The sequence below is a fragment of the Candidatus Pseudothioglobus sp. Uisw_016 genome, from assembly GCF_048087635.1.
Taxonomy (GTDB): Bacteria; Pseudomonadota; Gammaproteobacteria; order PS1; family Pseudothioglobaceae; genus Pseudothioglobus.
Map to the genome: position 1 here is coordinate 1,399,529 of NZ_CP159806.1, position 19,243 is coordinate 1,418,771.

Consider the following 19,243-nt stretch of genomic DNA (forward strand, 5'->3'; position numbering starts at 1 on the left):
CTACCCTTTCAACGTATTAGTTGCATCAATATCAATCGAGCCACGACTTCTAAACATCAGCGTGAGGATTGCAAGACCTATAGCCACTTCAGCAGCAGCAACTGTCAAAATAAAGAATACAAATATTTGTCCAGCAAGATCGCCGCCATAATATGAAAAGGCAATAAAATTAGTATTAACTGCTGCCAAAATTAACTCGACACACATCAAAAGCATAATGATATTAGTTCTGTTAATAAAGATTCCAGCTAGACCGATACAAAAAACTATTGAGCTCAGAATTAGGTAATCAGATAGTGCTATCATTTTGACTCCTTTGCTGACTTTGGCTTAATAGAGGCCATTCTCATTCTATCTTTTGCCTGAACATTAATTTGTTCTGAAATATCTTGCTTTTTGCTTCTAGATTCATTTCGATGAACAAGAGTAATGGCTGCAATAATTGCGATTAAAAGTAGTATTGCTGCTAATTCAAAAGGGTACACATAAACTGTATAAAGCTGCTCTGCAATGGCAGTAATATTGCTATATGAAGCGTCATGCTTTTCTGGAACACCAGTCATTGCTAGATCAAACTGACCAGCATTAAGGACTAGCACCATTTGCGCAATCACAATTATAGATACAAAAATTCCCAATGGCAGATAGCGCGTGAACTGAGCTCGAAGAGTAGATTTATCGGTATCAAGCATCTTAATAACGAACATAAATAACACCATAACGGCGCCGACATAAATTAATATAAGTGTAATTGCTAGAAACTCTGCTTCAAGAAGCAACCATAAGCTAGCAGCACTAAAAAAAGTTAGTATTAAGAATAAAGCAGCCTTTGCAGTATTCCTTGATGTAATCATCATTATCGAGCTAACGATAAAGAAAAAGGAGAAGACATAAAATAAAATTGATGAAAATTCCATAGCTACCTATTATTTATATTTAGAGTCTTCAAGTCTGGCTTTGCTAATCTCTTTTTCATTCTCATCGCCAATAGCCAAAAGCCCTTTTTTATCAATAATACTTCCCTCTCTTGACTCAAACGCATAATCAAAAATATGAGTCTCTACAATGGCATCAACGGGGCATGCTTCTTCACAGAAGCCGCAAAAAATACATTTAAAAAGATCAATATCATATTGAGTTGTTCGGCGAGTACCATCTTCTCTCATTTCAGAATCAATAGTTATCGCATTTGCTGGACATACCGCCTCACAAAGCTTACAAGCAATACACCTTTCCTCTCCATTTGGGTAGCGACGAAGAGCATGAAGGCCTCTGAATCTGGGTGAAATTGGCGTTCGCTCTTCTGGGAACTGAACCGTAATATTATTATTTAAAAATTCTTTACCAGTCACTTTAAGGCCAGTTCGTAGCTCGCCTAAACCAAAATCTTTTACTAGTTTTTTAACTTTTTTTATCATATCTTTTTCTCCTTAAAACCAAGGTCCTATATGAAGCTGTGTCATCAATGCAACCACAAAGATCCACACAATCGTTAAGGGTAAGAAAATTTTCCAACATAAACGCATAATCTGATCGTACCTAAACCTTGGAAAGGAAGCACGAATCCAAAAATACAAAAATAAAAAGAAACTCATCTTAAAGAGTAGCCAGAATAAATCAGGAACAAACTCAAACCAACCCTCAAGAAGAGGTATACCTTCGAATGGTGAATGCCATCCGCCAAAAAATAATAAAACTGCCAGCATAGCCATAAAAATCATGTTGAAATATTCTGCCATAAAGAACAATGCAAAAGGCATTCCAGAATACTCAACATGCGTACCACCAACAATTTCTGACTCGCCCTCTACAACATCAAATGGTGCCCTATTTGTTTCAACTAAAGCCCCAATCCAAAAAACTATCATCATTGGGAATAGTGGAATCCAATACCAATTAATTATTCCTCCGGCTTGTTTTTCTACAACAGTATTTAAATTAACAGAGCTTGCAATCATTACGACTGTTACAAGAACAAATCCAATTACAAGTTCATAGGAAATCAGCAGAGCTGTGCTTCTTAAAGCTCCAAGAAGTGGGTACTTAGAGTTAGATGCCCAGCCTGCAAGAACAATTCCGTAAACACCGACTGAACCGATTGCCATAACATACAGCAAGCTCACATCAAGATTAGCAATATAAAAGCCTTCTCCAAATGGAACAACTGCCCAAACTGCTACTGCAGGAACAAAGGCCAATATAGGCGCTAAAAGAAATAGATAAATGTTTGACTTAGTAGGAAAAATTATTTCCTTAAACATCATTTTAAAAACGTCAGCAAATGGTTGTAATAATCCAAATGGCCCAACCCTATTTGGACCAATTCTAAGCTGCATGAAGCCAATAACTTTGCGCTCAGCATAAGTCATGTATGCCATCGCAATTATTAATGGAAATATTAGGGCAAGGCCCTTGATTAAGATAATTATTACGTCTGCAAGTCCGCCATCAAACCAAGGAATTAAATTATGGATACTGTCTACTATTGATTGCCACATAGTCAATACCTCCTATCCCTTTCTCGATTGATAAGTATGAACAAAGACACATCCATCAGCAACAGTTTCATTAATAGAAACTGGAACTCCATGAAACAAATCACCAACTGAAAGCTTCAACTCTTTGGCCGTTACTAAAGAAATAAATGCAGCATTCATTTTTCCAATTGGTGTTTCTTGGAGAGATTTAGCTTTGCGAGTTACTCCATCGACTGCATAAGGCGAATACTGCCAGTGAATTGCAATTTTAGAATCATCGGTTGCTTTAGTATTCTTATCAACAATATCATTATTTCCAATTGAAGTAATAGCAAGCGCTTCATCAGCTACTTGAGTTGAATCGGTATATTCAAAACCTTTGAACTCAAATAAATCTGCAAGAACTTTAATAATTTTCCAGCCTGGTTTAGAGTCTCCTGGACCTTTAACTGAGGCACTAAATGATTGAGCAATGCCATCAAAATTTATATGTGTACCTGAACTTTCATAAAAGCTAGCTAACGGTAATATTACATCACAGTTTATTTGAGACGCTTCATCTTCAAAACTATTAAGTGAAACAACAAAGACATCATCTTTATTAAAAGTATCGGCAGCTAATTTTGGGTTAATAAAGTCATAGTTAAAATCAACGTCCATCAGTAAAAATGCTTTAGTATTTTCAGAAAGCATTGAGGTTGCATTTTTTCCTTTATTAGAAGGCTTAAATCCAACTTTTTCAGCAGATAATGAGTTTCCACTATGGCTTAAGTTGGCAATTTTTGCATTCGCAAGCGTTGCAATTTCAGAAATAATATTCATAATATCTGAAGAAGATATATTACTATTTACGTGCTCCCCTATAATAATCACTGGTCTTTCTGCAGTAATTAAGTCATCTGCAATTTTATTTTGACTATCATCAACTTTGATCTTAGATAAGTGCTTTGGAGCTGGAGTCTTAGTCTTGTCATGAAGAGATTTGAGGACAGACTGAAGCATTAATACAGTTTTTTGCGGAGAAGATAAAACTTCTAAATTAGTCCGATAGTTAAAGTCAAACTTTTTATTATTAATCGTATTAACTGAGGCGCCATTTAAAGTTGCCTTTCTAATACGATGATTGATCATTGGTTGCTCTAATCGAAGGTATGAATTAACAATTAAAGCATGATCTATTGATTCCATTTCAGATAAAGAAATATTTGAAAGCATCGAACTTCCAATCCTCAGGTCTGCCTTATCTAAACGATAATCAATATTTTCTGAGCCAAAACTACGAGCTAATTTTTGCATCAAATAATATTCTTCTAGTGTTGAGTTTTTTGAAGCTAATACGCCCAATTGATTTGGATTTTGCGCATTTTTTTTCAGGCCGCTAATCGCAAAATCAAGAGCAACTTCCCAACTGGCTTCCTGCCATTTGTTATTCTTTTTAATTTTAGGGTGTAATGCTCGGCTTTCATGATTTAGTCCTTCGTATGAAAAGCGATCACGATCAGAAATCCAAGTTTCATTTACTAATTCATTATCTCTTGCAACAACTCTTTTAACCTTACCTCTATATGTTTGGGTATAAATATTTGACCCTATCAAGTCATGCCTTGCAATCGTTTCCACGGCATTCATTTGCCAGGTTCTGGCTTCATACCTAAATGGCTTTGAAGTTAGAGCGCCAACTGGGCAAACATCAATCATATTTCCAGAAAGCTCTGATTGAATACCTTCAGTTAAAAATGGCTCGATTTTTACGCCTTCACCCCTTCCAGTTCCACCCATTTCAACTATACCTGCAACTTCTGCGCCAAAACGAACGCAACGAGTACAGTGAATACATCGAGTCATGTCAGTTTGAATTAATGCACCAATACCTTTGTCTGCAACTATTCGTTTTCCTAAGTTAAATTTTGAAACATCTGTCCCATACTCCATTGCCACATCTTGAAGTTCGCACTCACCACCTTGGTCACATATTGGACAATCAAGAGGATGATTAATTAGTAAGAATTCCATCACCGCTTTTTGTGCACTCTTAGCTTTATCATTTCTAGTATGAATTTTCATACCATTTGCAACAGGAGTAGAGCAAGCTGGCTGGGCTTTTGGAACACCCTCAACATCAACTAAACACATCCTGCAGTTTGCTGCAACTGATAGCTTTTTATGGTAGCAAAAACGAGGTACATCAATACCTTCTCTATCCGCAATAGAAATAATAGAGTCGCCTTGATTAGCGAAAACTAATTTGCCATCAATTTCAAATTCAATTTCAGACAATTGCCTCTTCCTCAATTAAATTGTGCTCACTTTCTACGATACTTCTACCATGCTTAATATAGTATTCAAACTCATGTCTAAAATGTCTTATAAAGCTCTCAACTGGGGTTGCCGCTGCGTCACCAAGGGCGCAAATAGTATTGCCACTTATTTTCTCACCAACTGAAACAAGCAAGTCTAAATCTTCATTTTTTCCATTACCATCTAAAATACGTTGCAATACTCTATAGAGCCAACCCGTACCTTCTCGACAAGGAGTGCACTGTCCACATGACTCATCATAATAAAAGTGAGCTAATCGTGTTAGGGTTTTAACCATGCATGTAGTGTCATCCATTATGATTACTGAGCCTGCACCAAGCATTGAGCCGGCATTTGCAATACTGTCATAATCCATTGTCATACTCATGGCACTATCAGCTGAAAGAAGAGGCACTGATGAGCCACCAGGTATTACAGCCTTTAGTTTTCTACCTTCTTTAAGGCCACCAGCTAATTCAAGCAACTTAGTAAATGGCGTACCCATTGGAACTTCAAAATTAGCAGGATTCTTTACATTACCTGTAACTGAGAAACATTTTGTACCACCCGAATTTTCAACTCCTAAATCAGCAAACCACTGCCCGCCTTGAGTCAAAATTTCTGGAACATTAGCAAATGTCTCAGTATTATTAATGGTTGTTGGCTTACCATATAATCCTACATTTGCTGGAAAAGGAGGCTTAAATCTTGGCTGACCTTTTTTGCCTTCAAGAGACTCTAATAATGCGGTTTCTTCTCCGCATATATAAGCTCCAGCACCTAAATGAGTATATAAATCAAAACTAACCGCACTCCCCTGAATACTCTTACCAAGTAACCCTGCATCATAAGCATCTTTTAAAGCTTCTTCAAAACGGTAATAGGGCTCCATGAATTCACCACGAATATAATTATAGCCAACAGTTGCATTCATTACGAAGCCTGCAATAGCCATCCCCTCAATTACAGAATGAGGATTGTATCTAAGAATATCTCGATCATGACAAGTGCCCGGCTCACCTTCATCAGAATTACAAACTACATATTTTTGTCCTTCTTGGTTGCGAGGCATAAAACTCCACTTCAAGCCAGTTGGAAAACCTGCTCCACCTCGCCCTCTTAATCCTGATGTTTTTAATTCAGCAAGAATATCCTCAGGAGTTAACTCTCCATTAAGAATTTTTCTCCAAACTTTATAACCACCTGTTGATTCATAGGTTGCAAAACTTGCTGGGTTTTTTTTATCTAAGTTTTTAAAGCAGACTTCATTCATTTTAAATTATCCAAAATATTATCTAATTTACTCGGCGTTAAATGTTCATGGTATTGATCGCCAATCTGGCACATTGGACCGCCAACACAGGCACCCAAACACTCAACTTTCTTAACACTTACCAGTCCATCCTTACTTACCTCACCAGTTTTTACCTTTAACTTTTCTTCAAGATATGAGATGAGCTCATCTGAGCCATTAAGCATGCAAGAAATATTGTGACAGAATCGAATAATATGCTTGCCAACTGGTTTATGGTTATAGTTCTCATAAAAAGTTGCAACCTCTTGGACGCTAATGGATGGCATTTGAAGGTGATCAGCAACCTCTTGCATTAATTCGCCCGTCAAGCTCCCATTATTTTCATTCTGAACAATTGTTAGTGCCTGCATTACGGCTGAACTTTGCCTTCCCTCTGGATATTTTGTCACCCAAAAATCAATTTCTTTTTTTGCTTGATCAGAAATCATCTGTCAACCTCCCCAAAAACAATATCTTGAGAACCAATAATGGTCACTACATCTGAAAGCATATGGCCCTTTGACATCTCGTCCATTGATGCAAGATGAGGAAATCCAGGCGCTCTAATTTTCACTCTGTACGGCTTATTGGCTCCATCTGAAACTAGATAAACTCCAAACTCACCTTTGGGCGCCTCAACTGCAGTGTAACTCTCACCTTCAGGAATACAAAACCCTTCAGTAAATAATTTAAAGTGATGAATCAATGACTCCATATCATCCTTCATAGCTTCACGGTTTGGAGGAGTAACTTTATGATCATCTGACATTACTGGTCCAGGGTTAGCTTTAAGCCATGAAACGCATTGATTTATAATTCTAGTTGATTGGCGCATCTCTTCCATTCGGACAAGGTATCGATCATAGCAATCACCAGTTAAGCCAACTGGAACATCAAATTCTAATTTTTCATAAACTGAATAGGGCTCATTTTTTCTAATATCCCACTCGACTCCAGAGCCTCTTAGCATTGCTCCAGTAAATCCAAGTTGTTTTGCACGCTCAGCAGATACAATAGCAATATTTACAAGCCTCTGCTTCCAAATCCTGTTATCAGTCAATAAATCAGAGTATTGCTTAATACTTTTTGGAAAATTAATCGCAAAATCTTCAATAAAGTCTAGTAACGAGCCTTGACGATTTCTATTAATCTCTTCAAGCTTTTTATCACTTCTTAACTTAGACTTTAGATATTGAGGCATCTTGTCTGGCAAGTCTCTATAGACTCCACCTGGTCTATAGTAAGTTGCGTGCATTCTTGAGCCACTTACTGCTTCATAACAATCAATTAGAGCCTCTCGCTCTCGAAAAGCATACAAGAAAACACTCATAGCGCCGACATCTAATGCGTGAGTTCCAATCCACATTAGGTGGTTCATGATTCGGGTAATTTCATCAAACATGACCCTTATATACTCAGCTCGCTCTGGAATTTTAAGGCCCAACATCTTTTCTATACCCATAACATAGGCATGCTCATTGCACATCATAGAGACGTAATCAAGGCGATCCATATATCCAATAGACTGGTTATAAGGTTTAGACTCTGCTAGTTTCTCGGTGCCTCTATGAAGAAGTCCAATATGAGGATCCGCACGTTCTACAACCTCACCATCAAGCTCAAGAATCAATCTAAGAACTCCATGAGCAGCAGGGTGCTGCGGTCCGAAATTAAGCGTGTAGTTTTTCATTTCAGACATAGTTATTTCCTTATGACTCTAGGGACATTTATATTTGGCTCAATGCTTACAGGCTCGTAAACTACCCTTCCTAGCTCTTCGTCATATCTCATCTCAACTTCACCAATCATTGGAAAATCTTTTCTTAGAGGGTGGCCAACAAAGCCGTAGTCTGTCAGTATTCTTCTCAGATCATTGTGGTTTTCAAACAAGATTCCAAACAAATCAAATGCTTCCCTTTCATACCAGTCCGCACAATTCCAAATTTTCGTTACAGATTTAATCATTAAGTTTTCTGAAGAGAGAACTGCTTTGACTCTTAACCTCTGATTGTCTGAGACTGAAAGGAGATGGTAAACAACTCCGAAACGTTGGTCCTTTTTATTTGAGGATTTTTGTGCTTGGCGGGCTCTTCCAAAACCTGAAGAGCTGGCATTTCCATTCCAATCTGACTCACCATAGGTCAAGTAGTCAATTCCGCAAAGGTCAATCAAAATATCAAAATTAAAATCATCCCGTAATTGTGTGCAAACCTCAATAACATCATCACTATTAATAACAAGCGTTAACTCATCGAAAGACTCGCTTAGATTTTTTTTGCCAAAAGCTTTAGCTAAATTTTTCTTAAATTCTTTCATAACTTAAGTGCGAGCAATCGTGTTAGTTCTTCGAATTTTATCTTGGAGCTGAAGAATGCCATAAAGAAGAGCTTCCGCTGTTGGTGGGCATCCAGGAACATAAACATCAACAGGCACAATGCGATCACAGCCTCTAACAACAGCATAAGAATAATGGTAATAGCCGCCACCATTTGCACAAGAACCCATTGAAAGAACATATTTTGGATCCGGCATTTGGTCATAAACTTTCCGCAATGCTGGCGCCATTTTATTTGTTAGGGTCCCAGCAACAATCATCAGGTCAGACTGGCGTGGAGTTGGACGAAAAACAATCCCAAAACGATCAAGATCATAACGAGCTGAACCCGCTTCCATCATTTCAACAGCACAACATGCAAGACCAAAAGTCATTGGCCATAGCGATCCAGTCCTTGCCCAGTTAATAACCTTATCAAGTGATGTAGTAACAAAGCCTTCCTTCATTAAACCTTCAATAGCCATATTTAATCCTCATTATTCCCACTCTAATGCGCCTTTCTTCCATTCAAAAATAAAACCAACTACGAGTAGAAGTAAGAAAATAGACATAGCCACAAATCCAAACCACCCAAGTTTTGCTTGGACTACTGCCCAGGGAATAAAAAATGCCACTTCTAAATCAAAAAGAACAAACAAAATAGCAACAAGATAGTAGCGGATATTAAAGTGCATCCGCGAGTCATCAAATGCAGGGAATCCACACTCAAACTGAGAATTTTTTTCCTCACCAGGATTGCTTGGACCGAGAAGATAACCAACCAACGTAAGTCCTACTCCAAAGGCTATTCCAAGGAATATAAATACAATAATTGGCAAATAATTTTCGAGCATTGTTTATCCTAAATTAAACAACGAGATATTATAACAAGATTATTGGAAAACAGCTAGTTATTAGCCTTCAAATAATTGCAAAAAAGACAACAAACTACAGCTGAGTTCCACCAACGGTTAGCATGTCAATTTTTAAACTGGGCTGCCCCACACCAACCGGAACACTTTGACCATCTTTTCCGCAAACACCAACCCCTGGATCAAGCTTTAAATCATCACCAACCATAGAAATTTGATGAAGAACCTCATCTCCAGCACCAATAAGGGTAGCTCCTTTTATAGGAGTTGTTATTTTTCCATTTTTTATTAAATAGGCTTCATTAGCTGAAAAAACAAATTTTCCAGAAGTAATGTCAACCTGTCCACCATCAAAATTCTTTGCATAAATTCCATTCTCAACCGAGGAAACCATGTCTTCAAAATGATCCTTTCCATTTAGCATATAGGTATTAGTCATTCTTGGCATTGGAATATGAGCATAAGATTCTCGCCTCCCATTGCCAGTACTAGGCTTATTCATTAGTCGACCATTCATCTTGTCCATCATATAGCCCTTTAATATTCCATTCTCTATCAATGTTGTTTCTTGAGTTGGCGTTCCTTCATCGTCAATTGTGAGACTACCACGACGATTAGCAATTGTTCCATTGTCCACAATAGTACATTTTTCACTTGCAATTTTTTCACCAATTTTCCCACTAAAAACAGAGCTCCCCTTTCGATTAAAATCTCCTTCTAGGCCATGCCCAATAGCTTCATGCAATAAGACACCAGGCCATCCAGAACCTAAAATAACAGGCATTTTCCCAGCTGGTGCATCTTTAGATTCAAGCGCAACAAAGGCCAATCGAAGAGCTTCTTTAGTATAAGTTTCAGCAAGCGAATTACTTGCAAAGTAGTCATAATTATAACGACCACCCCCGCCACTTGAAGCTTGCTCTATCCGTCCATTATGCTCCACAATAACCGTTACGCTTACTCTAACCATTGGCCTATAGTCTATTTGATATACGCCGTCTGTTGAAGCAATTAATACCTCTGTATAGGCTCCAGATAGAGAGGCACTAACCTGGACAACCCTTGGTTCTTTTCTTGCAATCGAATTAATTTCCCTCAGTAGATCAACTTTTTCCTTTGAAGTTAAACTATCAAGTGGACTTAAAGCAGCATACTTAGCAGGATAATTAATAGTCTTTAAAATCTCAGGATTTTTGCTAGAGCTTCTATTAGATATACCTTTTGCAAAATCTACAGCTCCTTGAATAGCTTTAATATTTAGGTCATCAGAATAAGAAAAGCCAGTTTTATCGCCTGAAACACATCTTGCACCAACGCCATGACTAATATTATAGGACCCATCTTTTACTATCCCTTCATCGAGGACCCATGACTCTGCAACCGAGTGTTGAAAGTATAAATCAGAATATTCTGAGCCAGTTTTAGATAATGAACTAAGTAAGTTATATACTTCACTCTCATTAATATTGTGATCACTAAGTAATTGATTAATCATAAAACTTTAACTCCATCTAGTTTTTCAATAATTGGTTCAGACCATGGGCCAGAAATCATAAATGTTATTTCAACAGCATTATCTAGTAATCCACCAATAACCTTACCGCCAAAAAGCATTTTATCTGCAGCCCATACTCCCAATCCAGCCAGTCCACCTCCAGCTAAATAGGTGGCAAGTGGAATTGTATCAGCGATTGAAGGCTGCACATTTGCTGCTAAATTATAGTCTCTTTTAATTAGGTCAACAGAGCCAGTAAGCTCAATATCACTCTCTTCACTTTCAACTAGAAAATAATCTACCTTAGCGACTCCATCATTAAATAATAACTTAGCATTTATTTGGTCATATACATAGCCCTGTTCTCTCAATTCACCTCTTGAAAGCCTTAACCTATTTGCAATAGACTCAAGATTGATAAAAGAAAGGAGCTTGATAAGATTTGGATCTTGATTAGTAAAAACTCCTTTTTCGACATCTGCTTTCATAAAGCCACTAACACTTTTCGTAGAAACCTGCCATGGCTCACAGTCACAATATAACCTCAAATCGACATTAAAACCTCCTCCAATAACGGGCTCATCAACGCCAAATTTAGTTAAAAAGTTTGATAAGTTATCATTTGATGCTTTTGCTCTAAGTAAAGTCTTTCCATTAAGCCAATTCCCATTAAAAACTAAGTCTTCATTACTAAGGCCAATATTTTCAAATATTAGATTTTTAATTTCCATTACATTTCCATTATTTATTAGATCTACTTCAAAATTAGGGATAGTTTTGCCATTAAACTTGGCGTTCTTTGAGGATAAATGAAAACTAGGAAAAATATTTGGCGTTAACTTCCATGAATCTACATTCTCAAAACTCTCGATATTTAAGCTTTTTAAGTTAACAAAATAATTACCATTTTCATCAATTTTTAAGCTGGCATCACTTTGTAAATTATCTGACTCAATTATGCTCATCCATTGATTAGCTTTATTCTTAGTAACATATACATCAGTGACACTAGCCAAGTGACTTAACTTAACTCTAAAGTTATTATCTTGGTCATTTATCCACTCTTTAGGGTTGAGGGCTATTTGAAAAAGTTCACCACCAATAAGGCCTTTACCTCTTGTTCTAATTAATCCATCATTAAAAGAAAATTGCGAACTAAATTCATCAACTTTTAATTTTCCTGTAAGAAGGGATAATGAATTTTCAGATGCGAACATATCAAAAGCAATTTTAGTTTTTTGACCACTAGTTTTTTGAAGTGGTACTTCTAAATTAACATTACCCCACAACTTTCCATTAAGCTCAAACTCATCAAAGTAACTTTTAATTTTTACAGGAACTGAAGACTGGGTTATAAATTTAGCAATCTTCTTGCTTTTTGAATTAAATCTTCCATTTATTGACAATACTGCATCAGGCTGATTAAAATCTCTTGAAGTGATACTCAAGTAACTTAAATCAATGCCATCTATACTTGCTTTATTTCCAACTATCTTTAAATAATCATTTGAAAAAGTAACTTTTGCATCCAACTCTTCAATAGAAGGCCAATTCGAACTAATATTTACTTTTGCTTTATCAAGGGTTGCAGAAAATTTTGTATTTGGCAACTCAAGATCACCCGACATATTAAAACGAGTTGTCAGCTTAATATCAGTCAAAACACCTTCAGTCAAAACATCATTCATCCATCGAGCACCCTCAGTATTAGCAAGAATATCGGGTATATTTTGATTAATTTTTGAAACTTCAATCTGATCAATATAACTCTCAAACTCGAGATACACTTTGTCTTGCTGAGTAAAAATTTTAAGCTGAGCCGAAAGACTAAAATCCTCATTTTTTAGTGAAAAAGGAATGACTGCAATTCTATCCTCTCTTGCTTTTGAAACATCAATAGTGCTACTTATATTTACTATTCTTCCAAGTTTAGGAACTTGAGGGCTACTAAAAATAGACTGGTCTCTCATTGATAAACTTATTTTTTGTTTGTTTCTAGTTATTTCGATAGGCGCAAGCTCAACTGACTGATCTCCAATTAACTTAGTACTATTAATAGAAAGCGATTTAAGCGCCAAAAGTCCAGACAATCCAAAACTAGATAAAACTGAGTCTGTGTTTATAATCGAAACATACTCATCAATCGAAGAGGTGTCGATTAATAATTCATTCACATCAATATGGCCAGGTATTTCAATTCCTCTGTATAGAGCAATTAAATTAGCGTCCCATCTCAGAACATCTATTGAGGCAATAGGTTCTAAGCCTTTCGCGCTAATTTCAACATTTCTAACTGCCAAAACAAGCTCATTATCTTGAAATTCTAAAGAAATTTTATCGATACCAACGCTCAACCCACTGACTTGAGAGAGGCGATCTTCAATTGATCCTTTAATCGTCTGAGGGAACAATATAAAAAAAGCAACAACAACTAATAAAGCAAAAGCAATAAATGCAGCTAACCATGTGCTAATCTTTAAAACATTGAAGCTTCGTAATAGAGTTTTTTTAAGCATATTTTTATTGCATTAAACTGCAAGTTATTATAACCAAATGTATAATATTCCGGAATTTAATATAATCTAAGGAAAGGCGCAATGAGTCAGGGTTCTAAAGGTTCTACAAAACTAATGATTATCGTTTGGGTTCTTGCTATGCTTTTTATTGGCTACAAAGCTCTAAACTCATCAAGTGAAGAGGCATCTAATAGTGATGTTATGATTGATAGCGCCTTACTTGAAAGAATAAAACCTATAGGCGAAGTTCGGATTGATAGTAGCATTGTTGTTGCCTCATCTGAAAGCTCAGAAAAAGCTGAGCGCTCTGGAGAAGAAATATATAGTGCTAACTGCCAAGGTTGTCATAACTCTGGAGTAATGGGTTCACCTAAGTATGCCTCTTTGGAAGACTGGGCTCCAAGAATTGATTTAGGTCTTGAAAAACTTACTTTATCTGCTATTGCAGGAAAGGGTGGCATGCCTGCAAGAGGAACTTGTATGGATTGCTCAGATAACGAAATCAAACTAACAGTTCAGTATATGCTTGAAAGCCTAAAGTAAAGAGCTATGATTGAAACTTATGAGTTTAGAGCCTGAAAGACGCCTAAACTCCTATTTTTTTCAACATCAGTCCATGGTAAAACCCTTCCATTCATTACAACATAAACACCGCATTCTAGTAACTGAAGAGACCCTAAGGCACACCCAAAATTAAACAAAGCATCTGAATTATTCACTGCATAAGGCACCATCGATCCAAATAAAATAATTGTTTTGTCAATTGAGGCCTCACCTAAAAGTTTTGCTGTATCACACATGGTATCGGTTCCATGAGTAATTAAAACAAATTTCTCCTCACAACTAATACACCTATCTATTATTAAATCTCGATCTGCATCAACCATATCTAAACTATCAATGAGAAGAACCTGCTCAAGAGTCAAGTCCACTTCAATTCTTGATCTAGAAATCATTTCTGGAAAGTGTGTTTTATCAAACTCAAGCTCACCATTTGACTGGTTATAAACCTTATCAATCGTTCCGCCCGTAATAAGTAGTCTTACTTTCATATCATTATCATCCCAAAAAAATGCATTAACAATTAACTTCTTGGTCCAAAAATATCAGTTCCAACTCGGACTAAGGTTGCACCATTTTTTATCGCAAGCTCTAAATCTGAGGACATGCCCATCGAAAGTGAGTCAAGAAAAGGGTATTTTGATATTAAATTTGCCATCTCTTTAAAACTCATAGCTGAGTTTTTTGGACTTGGAATACACATAAAGCCCCTCAAAGATATATTAGGCAAGTCACTCACGTCTGAAATAATTTCATTTACATCTTTAAGAAGCAAGCCAGACTTAGTCTGCTCTTCGTCAATATTTATCTGAATAAGAATATTGAGCTTTCCTAGGCTAGGGTCTCTTTGATCACTGAGTCTTTTTGCAATTTTAAGCCTATCAATGCTATGGACCCAATCAAAGTTTTCTGCTATTGAGGCTGTTTTATTTGATTGGATTGGACCAATAAAATGCCAAATTAGTTTACTTTCTTTAAAAAAAGAAATTTTATCGAGGGATTCTTGTAAATAGTTTTCTCCAAAATGAACTTGACCAGCATTTACAGCCTCTTTGATTTCAGCAATAGATCGAGTTTTACTAACTGCAATTAACTGCACTTCGTGATTACATTCAATTGAATTTATACGTGAAGTTACCCACTTTAAATTATCAGCAATCATTAAAAAACTGTCTGCGCTTCAAAAACTGGGCCATCAACACAAACTCTTTTCATTGCTGGGCCATTCTCAGTTTGAACCTCAACAACGCATCCAGCACAGCCACCAACAGCACAAGCCATATATTCTTCGAGTGAGACCTGGCAAGGCAAGTTGAAGTCTTTAGCTAATTTAGAGACAGCTTCAAGCATAGGGTGAGGCCCGCAAGAAAAAATTTCAACATTTAACAAATCATCTTTGGATAAACTATCTAAATATTCTTTTGCTAAACCAGTCACATAACCCTCATATACCCCTTCAAAGTTTTGTAGACTTGTTAGTCCAGCCTGTATGCCCCACTCTTCCAGTAAAGGCATAGTATGAATTTTTGAAGAATAAAACCCGCCTAGGTTACTTACGACAGTGTCAAAAGGAAATGGCACTTCAGAGCCTAAGATAACGTATGGATTAAAGTAATCATTATCTTTTATATTTTGAGCAATTGCTATAATTGGAGGCATTCCAACGCCACCACCTATCAAAAGTGGAATTTTTTTATCAGTCATTTTAAACCCTTTACCAATGGGCCCAATAACCGACAACACGTCTCCAATTTTACGATCTGCCAACTGCCTAGTTCCCTCTCCAACAATTTTATAAAGAAGATCAAAGGTTCCATTTTCCTTATCAACTGACATAACGGAAATAGGCCTTCTCATAGCAAGCATTCCTGAAACAGAAAGATGAACGAATTGACCAGGTTGAGTATTTTCTGCAATCTCTTTTGAAGCTAGAGTGATAATATATTGCTCTGCTTCATATTTATAGTGAGCTAATATCTGACAATCATTAACACTAATTGTATCTCGATTACTTTTAACCATTTTTTGTAACTAACGTTCCAACACCAGAGTCAGTGAAGACCTCCAAAAGAACTGCATGAGAAACTCTGCCATCAATAATATGACTCGCTTCCACGCCATTTTCAACTGCTGATAAAGCGCACCCAATCTTGGGAAGCATACCGCCATGAATTGTTCCATCATCAATCAGTTTTTTGACCGTCTTCGAGCTCATTCCAGTCATAAGTTTTCCATCATCATCCAGCAAACCAACAGTATTAGTAAGAAGAATAAGCTTTTCAGCATTTAATGACTCTGCAATTGCGCCTGCAACTAGATCTGCATTTATATTGTATGAATAGCCATCTTTACCAACACCAATTGGCGCAATGACAGGAATAAAATCACCTTGTAATAACAAGTTAATTACTGAAACGTCTATTTGATCAACTTGTCCTACGTGGCCTAAGTCAATAATTTCTGAAGTAGGTTCAACCTTAGTCTTCAGTTTCTTTGCTGTAATAAGCCGCCCGTCTTTGCCAGTAAGCCCAATAGAATTTCCACCATGCTGATGAATAAGATTAACAATTTCTTTATTAACTAGGCCGCCAAGAACCATTTCAACAACATCCATAGTCTCGCTATCAGTTACTCTCATACCATCTATAAATTTACTATTTTTACCTAGTTTTTCAAGTGTTTTACCTATTTGAGGGCCGCCGCCATGAACCACAATAGGATTCATACCGACAGATTTCATAAGGACTATATCGCGCGCAAAACTTGATTTTAAGTCCTCATCAACCATAGCATTTCCACCATATTTAATGACAATTGTCTTGCCTTTAAACTTTTGGATATAAGGTAAAGACTCTGTTAGAACGTCAGCAATTGTATGAGATTTCATATTGTTATAAGTTTATAAAAACTAGAAAGTATTTTAACAGCCATAAACCCTATTGTCAGGCTTTACCTAATTTTTTTAATAGAATTAATTAAAAGGCATTTTATAAAAAAATTTCTTGCAGCTCGTTAAGAAAATTAAAACCTTTCGATGTGGGCTTTATCCAATTATTCTTATTTTCTAATAAACCAAGATTTTCTGCTCTTCCTAGCTCTGAACTCAAAGATTTGATTAATGACCCCGTTCTTGATTCAAATAATGAAGAGCTAAAACCATCTTTTAATCTAAGACTATTAAGCATAAATTCAAAAGCTATATTATCCACTTCTTTTTTAGTTGAAATATCTACTCCAGCTTGCATTTTAGATAAGTAGTCCTTTGGTGATTTAGGCTTAAGTGTTCTAAATATTTGTTGAGACTCAACATCTGTTATCTTTCCATGTGCTCCAGCGCCAATGCCAATGTAATCTCCAAATTTCCAATAATTTATATTATGTTCTGATGGCCTCTCACTATAAGCTGATACTTCATATTGTCTGAACCCATTCTGATTTAATAGGGCAGCACCTTGCTCACCCATATCCCATATCTTTTCATCAATTGGAAGTTTTGGTGGGTATTTTGCAAACAATGTATTTGGCTCAAGGGTTAGCTGATAAAAAGAAATATGACTCGGCTTTAATTCAATTGCTTGCATCACATCTTCAAGACACATATCAATAGTTTGATCTTTTAGGCCATACATTAGATCAATATTCAAATTATCAAAGCCTACTTTTTTAGCTTCAGAAATTGCCCTCAAGGCATTACCTCCACTATGAATTCTTCCTAAAAATTTAAGCTGATTGTCCTTGAATGATTGCACTCCAACTGAAAGGCGATTAATGCCTACCTTTCGAAATTCAGAAAATTTTTCTACTTCAAATGTTCCTGGGTTCGCCTCAAGTGTGATTTCAATGTTTTTTGATATTGATAGCCTTTCATTTAAACCATAAAACAACTCATAAGCATCCTCTATGCTCATCAAACTTGGTGTTCCACCACCAATAAAAATTGAATGGATTTTGCGGTTTTGAATAAACTTTAAATCATCATCTAAGTCTTTAAGTAAAGCCTTAATATAGCCATTATGAATTGACCCCTCATGCGAGTTAAAATCACAGTATGGGCATTTCTTTAAGCACCATGGATAGTGGATATAGAGAGCGAGTGGTGGCAGTTCCAGAAAATTATTCAAAAGATAATAGTTGCTTTAAGAGTTCACTTAAAGCCTGTCCTCGATGTGATATCTCATTTTTTACATGGGGCTGAAGCTGAGCTGAGCTACAATCATGATCTGGCAAATAAAAAATAGGGTCATAGCCAAAACCATTAACGCCTATTGGTTCTCTCAACAACTCTCCTTCCCATTGCTTTTCAATAATGATTGGGCTTGGATCATTAGCACTATGAATAAAGACCATCGCACAACAAAAATGAGCTTTGCGATTACTATACTGATCCATATTTAAAATAAGCTTTTCAATATTATCTTTGTCCGTTGCATCCACTCCAGCATACCTCGCAGAATAAATACCTGGATCACCATTAAGAGCCTCGACTTGAAGACCAGAATCATCTGCTAGGGCTGGTAATTTCGAGTGGAGAGATGCATTTCTAGCTTTAATTAATGCATTTTCAATAAATGTAGTACCAGTTTCAGGAACTTCTTTGACTTGCATATCATTCTGAGAAATTACGTTATAGTGGCCCTTAAGCATGTCATTAAGTTCTCTAACTTTGCCTTCATTGCCTGTTGCAAGGATTATTTTTTTCATAGTGTATAATAATTTTGAACAAAAAAATTAAGAGAAAATGACCCAAGACGAATTAAAAAATGAGGTTGCAAAAGCAGCACTTAAGTATGTTATTCCAGGGACTATTATAGGCGTTGGAACAGGCTCAACAGCAAATTTTTTCATTGATCAACTTGCTACAATTAAAGATTCAGTTCAAGGAACTGTAGCGAGCTCAATTGATACTGAAAATCGGCTTAGGGGCCACGGAATAAACGTGGTTAATTTGAATGAAATTAAAGAAATTTCAGTGTATGTTGATGGTGCTGATGAATCAGATCATCAGCTCAATTTATTAAAGGGTGGAGGTGGAGCACTGACACGTGAAAAGATAGTTGCTGCAGTTTCTAACCAATTTATTTGTATAGCTGATGAATCTAAACTTGTTGATGTGCTGGGTAAATTTCCTTTGCCAATTGAAGTGATTCCTATGGCTGCAAACTATGTAAAACGTGAAATTATTAAATCTATTGGAGGCAATCCAATCTTAAGAGAAGAGCTAACAACAGATAATGGTAACTTAATACTTGACATACATGATCTAACTATAGATGATCCTAAAACTCTTGAAAATAGATTAAATAATATTGTTGGGGTTGTTACTAATGGACTATTTGCAAATCGAGGTGCCGATATTCTTCTTTTGGGGTCTGAGAGTGGCGTAAAAACAATAGTTTCAGATTGACTTATTTACCGT

At 36.4% G+C, this 19,243-nt stretch carries 21 protein-coding genes; 2 read left to right on the plus strand and 19 right to left on the minus strand.

Annotated features, from left to right (window positions below; all coding sequences use genetic code 11):
• The 13 genes from nuoK to ABXT69_RS07135 all read right to left on the minus strand — a co-directional run bounded on the left by nuoK (position 1) and on the right by ABXT69_RS07135 (position 13,266).
• Positions 1-306: an NADH-quinone oxidoreductase subunit NuoK gene (nuoK, locus tag ABXT69_RS07075; RefSeq protein ID WP_416651464.1), complete on the minus strand. Its 306-nt coding sequence runs from the start codon at positions 304-306 to the stop codon at positions 1-3.
• Positions 303-917 (minus strand): NADH-quinone oxidoreductase subunit J, encoded by a 615-nt coding sequence (locus ABXT69_RS07080; protein WP_416651466.1) that lies wholly within the window; start codon positions 915-917, stop codon positions 303-305. Before ABXT69_RS07080 ends, nuoK begins: the two co-directional genes overlap by 4 nt.
• Positions 918-926: 9 nt before the next feature.
• On the minus strand, positions 927-1,418 hold the full coding sequence (gene nuoI / locus ABXT69_RS07085; RefSeq protein ID WP_416651468.1) for an NADH-quinone oxidoreductase subunit NuoI: 492 nt from the start codon (positions 1,416-1,418) through the stop codon (positions 927-929).
• A 12-nt stretch (positions 1,419-1,430) separates the two neighbouring features.
• Positions 1,431-2,498: an NADH-quinone oxidoreductase subunit NuoH gene (nuoH, locus tag ABXT69_RS07090; RefSeq protein ID WP_416677619.1), complete on the minus strand. Its 1,068-nt coding sequence runs from the start codon at positions 2,496-2,498 to the stop codon at positions 1,431-1,433.
• A 12-nt stretch (positions 2,499-2,510) separates the two neighbouring features.
• A complete protein-coding gene (gene nuoG, locus ABXT69_RS07095) occupies positions 2,511-4,754 on the minus strand; it encodes an NADH-quinone oxidoreductase subunit NuoG (RefSeq protein WP_416677621.1) in 2,244 nt (747 codons plus the stop codon).
• Positions 4,747-6,048, minus strand: coding sequence for an NADH-quinone oxidoreductase subunit NuoF (gene nuoF, locus ABXT69_RS07100; protein WP_416677623.1), 1,302 nt, complete (start codon positions 6,046-6,048; stop codon positions 4,747-4,749). The genes nuoG and nuoF overlap by 8 nt, the downstream gene beginning before the upstream one ends.
• Complete coding sequence (gene nuoE / locus ABXT69_RS07105) at positions 6,045-6,518, minus strand: NADH-quinone oxidoreductase subunit NuoE (protein WP_416677625.1); 474 nt, start codon at positions 6,516-6,518, stop codon at positions 6,045-6,047. The genes nuoF and nuoE overlap by 4 nt, the downstream gene beginning before the upstream one ends.
• A complete protein-coding gene (locus ABXT69_RS07110) occupies positions 6,515-7,768 on the minus strand; it encodes an NADH-quinone oxidoreductase subunit D (RefSeq protein WP_416677627.1) in 1,254 nt (417 codons plus the stop codon). Before ABXT69_RS07110 ends, nuoE begins: the two co-directional genes overlap by 4 nt.
• A 2-nt stretch (positions 7,769-7,770) precedes the next feature.
• On the minus strand, positions 7,771-8,385 hold the full coding sequence (locus tag ABXT69_RS07115; RefSeq protein WP_416677629.1) for an NADH-quinone oxidoreductase subunit C: 615 nt from the start codon (positions 8,383-8,385) through the stop codon (positions 7,771-7,773).
• A 3-nt stretch (positions 8,386-8,388) separates the two neighbouring features.
• The gene (locus ABXT69_RS07120; protein ID WP_271537727.1) at positions 8,389-8,868 is read right to left on the minus strand and encodes a NuoB/complex I 20 kDa subunit family protein; all 480 of its coding nucleotides are present in this window, start codon (positions 8,866-8,868) and stop codon (positions 8,389-8,391) included.
• 12 nt (positions 8,869-8,880) lie between these two features.
• A complete protein-coding gene (gene ndhC / locus ABXT69_RS07125; protein WP_271537725.1) occupies positions 8,881-9,237 on the minus strand; it encodes an NADH-quinone oxidoreductase subunit A in 357 nt (118 codons plus the stop codon).
• A gap of 94 nt (positions 9,238-9,331) precedes the next feature.
• Positions 9,332-10,750, minus strand: coding sequence for a metalloprotease TldD (gene tldD / locus ABXT69_RS07130; RefSeq protein ID WP_416677630.1), 1,419 nt, complete (start codon positions 10,748-10,750; stop codon positions 9,332-9,334).
• Positions 10,747-13,266, minus strand: coding sequence for an AsmA-like C-terminal region-containing protein (locus ABXT69_RS07135; RefSeq protein WP_416677632.1), 2,520 nt, complete (start codon positions 13,264-13,266; stop codon positions 10,747-10,749). The genes tldD and ABXT69_RS07135 overlap by 4 nt, the downstream gene beginning before the upstream one ends.
• Positions 13,267-13,347: 81 nt before the next feature.
• Between ABXT69_RS07135 and ABXT69_RS07140 the strand changes: the two genes are divergently transcribed.
• Positions 13,348-13,809, plus strand: coding sequence for a c-type cytochrome (locus ABXT69_RS07140; protein WP_416677634.1), 462 nt, complete (start codon positions 13,348-13,350; stop codon positions 13,807-13,809).
• A 17-nt stretch (positions 13,810-13,826) separates the two neighbouring features.
• Here the strand turns inward: ABXT69_RS07140 and ABXT69_RS07145 are convergent, their stop codons facing one another.
• The 6 genes from ABXT69_RS07145 to rdgB form a co-directional block, all read right to left on the minus strand.
• On the minus strand, positions 13,827-14,318 hold the full coding sequence (locus ABXT69_RS07145) for an asparaginase domain-containing protein (RefSeq protein ID WP_416677635.1): 492 nt from the start codon (positions 14,316-14,318) through the stop codon (positions 13,827-13,829).
• A 32-nt stretch (positions 14,319-14,350) separates the two neighbouring features.
• Complete coding sequence (locus tag ABXT69_RS07150; protein ID WP_416677637.1) at positions 14,351-14,989, minus strand: YggS family pyridoxal phosphate-dependent enzyme; 639 nt, start codon at positions 14,987-14,989, stop codon at positions 14,351-14,353.
• On the minus strand, positions 14,989-15,849 hold the full coding sequence (locus ABXT69_RS07155; RefSeq protein ID WP_416677639.1) for a dihydroorotate dehydrogenase electron transfer subunit: 861 nt from the start codon (positions 15,847-15,849) through the stop codon (positions 14,989-14,991). The genes ABXT69_RS07150 and ABXT69_RS07155 overlap by 1 nt, the downstream gene beginning before the upstream one ends.
• Complete coding sequence (argB, locus tag ABXT69_RS07160) at positions 15,842-16,714, minus strand: acetylglutamate kinase (RefSeq protein ID WP_416677641.1); 873 nt, start codon at positions 16,712-16,714, stop codon at positions 15,842-15,844. The genes ABXT69_RS07155 and argB overlap by 8 nt, the downstream gene beginning before the upstream one ends.
• Before the next feature lie 100 nt (positions 16,715-16,814).
• Positions 16,815-17,948 carry a radical SAM family heme chaperone HemW gene (gene hemW, locus ABXT69_RS07165; RefSeq protein WP_416677643.1) on the minus strand — a complete coding sequence of 378 codons (1,134 nt, stop codon included), beginning with the start codon at positions 17,946-17,948 and terminating at the stop codon, positions 16,815-16,817.
• On the minus strand, positions 17,941-18,528 hold the full coding sequence (rdgB, locus tag ABXT69_RS07170; protein ID WP_416677645.1) for an RdgB/HAM1 family non-canonical purine NTP pyrophosphatase: 588 nt from the start codon (positions 18,526-18,528) through the stop codon (positions 17,941-17,943). Before rdgB ends, hemW begins: the two co-directional genes overlap by 8 nt.
• A gap of 37 nt (positions 18,529-18,565) precedes the next feature.
• Here rdgB and rpiA point away from each other — a divergent pair, with 37 nt between their 5' ends.
• On the plus strand, positions 18,566-19,231 hold the full coding sequence (gene rpiA, locus ABXT69_RS07175) for a ribose-5-phosphate isomerase RpiA (RefSeq protein ID WP_416677647.1): 666 nt from the start codon (positions 18,566-18,568) through the stop codon (positions 19,229-19,231).
• The last annotated feature ends 12 nt before the right edge of the window (positions 19,232-19,243 follow it).

Coding starts and splice junctions, on each gene's coding strand:
- argB (WP_416677641.1), bottom strand. CDS start 16,714: ATGAAATCTCATACAATTGCTGACGTTCTAACAGAGTCTTTACCTTAT.
- ABXT69_RS07150 (WP_416677637.1), bottom strand. CDS start 14,989: ATGATTGCTGATAATTTAAAGTGGGTAACTTCACGTATAAATTCAATT.
- nuoH (WP_416677619.1), bottom strand. CDS start 2,498: ATGTGGCAATCAATAGTAGACAGTATCCATAATTTAATTCCTTGGTTT.
- ABXT69_RS07120 (WP_271537727.1), bottom strand. CDS start 8,868: ATGGCTATTGAAGGTTTAATGAAGGAAGGCTTTGTTACTACATCACTT.
- nuoF (WP_416677623.1), bottom strand. CDS start 6,048: ATGAATGAAGTCTGCTTTAAAAACTTAGATAAAAAAAACCCAGCAAGT.
- nuoK (WP_416651464.1), bottom strand. CDS start 306: ATGATAGCACTATCTGATTACCTAATTCTGAGCTCAATAGTTTTTTGT.
- ABXT69_RS07140 (WP_416677634.1), top strand. CDS start 13,348: ATGAGTCAGGGTTCTAAAGGTTCTACAAAACTAATGATTATCGTTTGG.
- ABXT69_RS07080 (WP_416651466.1), bottom strand. CDS start 917: ATGGAATTTTCATCAATTTTATTTTATGTCTTCTCCTTTTTCTTTATC.
- ABXT69_RS07145 (WP_416677635.1), bottom strand. CDS start 14,318: ATGAAAGTAAGACTACTTATTACGGGCGGAACGATTGATAAGGTTTAT.
- ABXT69_RS07115 (WP_416677629.1), bottom strand. CDS start 8,385: ATGAAAGAATTTAAGAAAAATTTAGCTAAAGCTTTTGGCAAAAAAAAT.
- rdgB (WP_416677645.1), bottom strand. CDS start 18,528: ATGAAAAAAATAATCCTTGCAACAGGCAATGAAGGCAAAGTTAGAGAA.
- ndhC (WP_271537725.1), bottom strand. CDS start 9,237: ATGCTCGAAAATTATTTGCCAATTATTGTATTTATATTCCTTGGAATA.
- ABXT69_RS07110 (WP_416677627.1), bottom strand. CDS start 7,768: ATGTCTGAAATGAAAAACTACACGCTTAATTTCGGACCGCAGCACCCT.
- nuoI (WP_416651468.1), bottom strand. CDS start 1,418: ATGATAAAAAAAGTTAAAAAACTAGTAAAAGATTTTGGTTTAGGCGAG.
- nuoE (WP_416677625.1), bottom strand. CDS start 6,518: ATGATTTCTGATCAAGCAAAAAAAGAAATTGATTTTTGGGTGACAAAA.
- ABXT69_RS07155 (WP_416677639.1), bottom strand. CDS start 15,849: ATGGTTAAAAGTAATCGAGATACAATTAGTGTTAATGATTGTCAGATA.
- ABXT69_RS07135 (WP_416677632.1), bottom strand. CDS start 13,266: ATGCTTAAAAAAACTCTATTACGAAGCTTCAATGTTTTAAAGATTAGC.
- rpiA (WP_416677647.1), top strand. CDS start 18,566: ATGACCCAAGACGAATTAAAAAATGAGGTTGCAAAAGCAGCACTTAAG.
- tldD (WP_416677630.1), bottom strand. CDS start 10,750: ATGATTAATCAATTACTTAGTGATCACAATATTAATGAGAGTGAAGTA.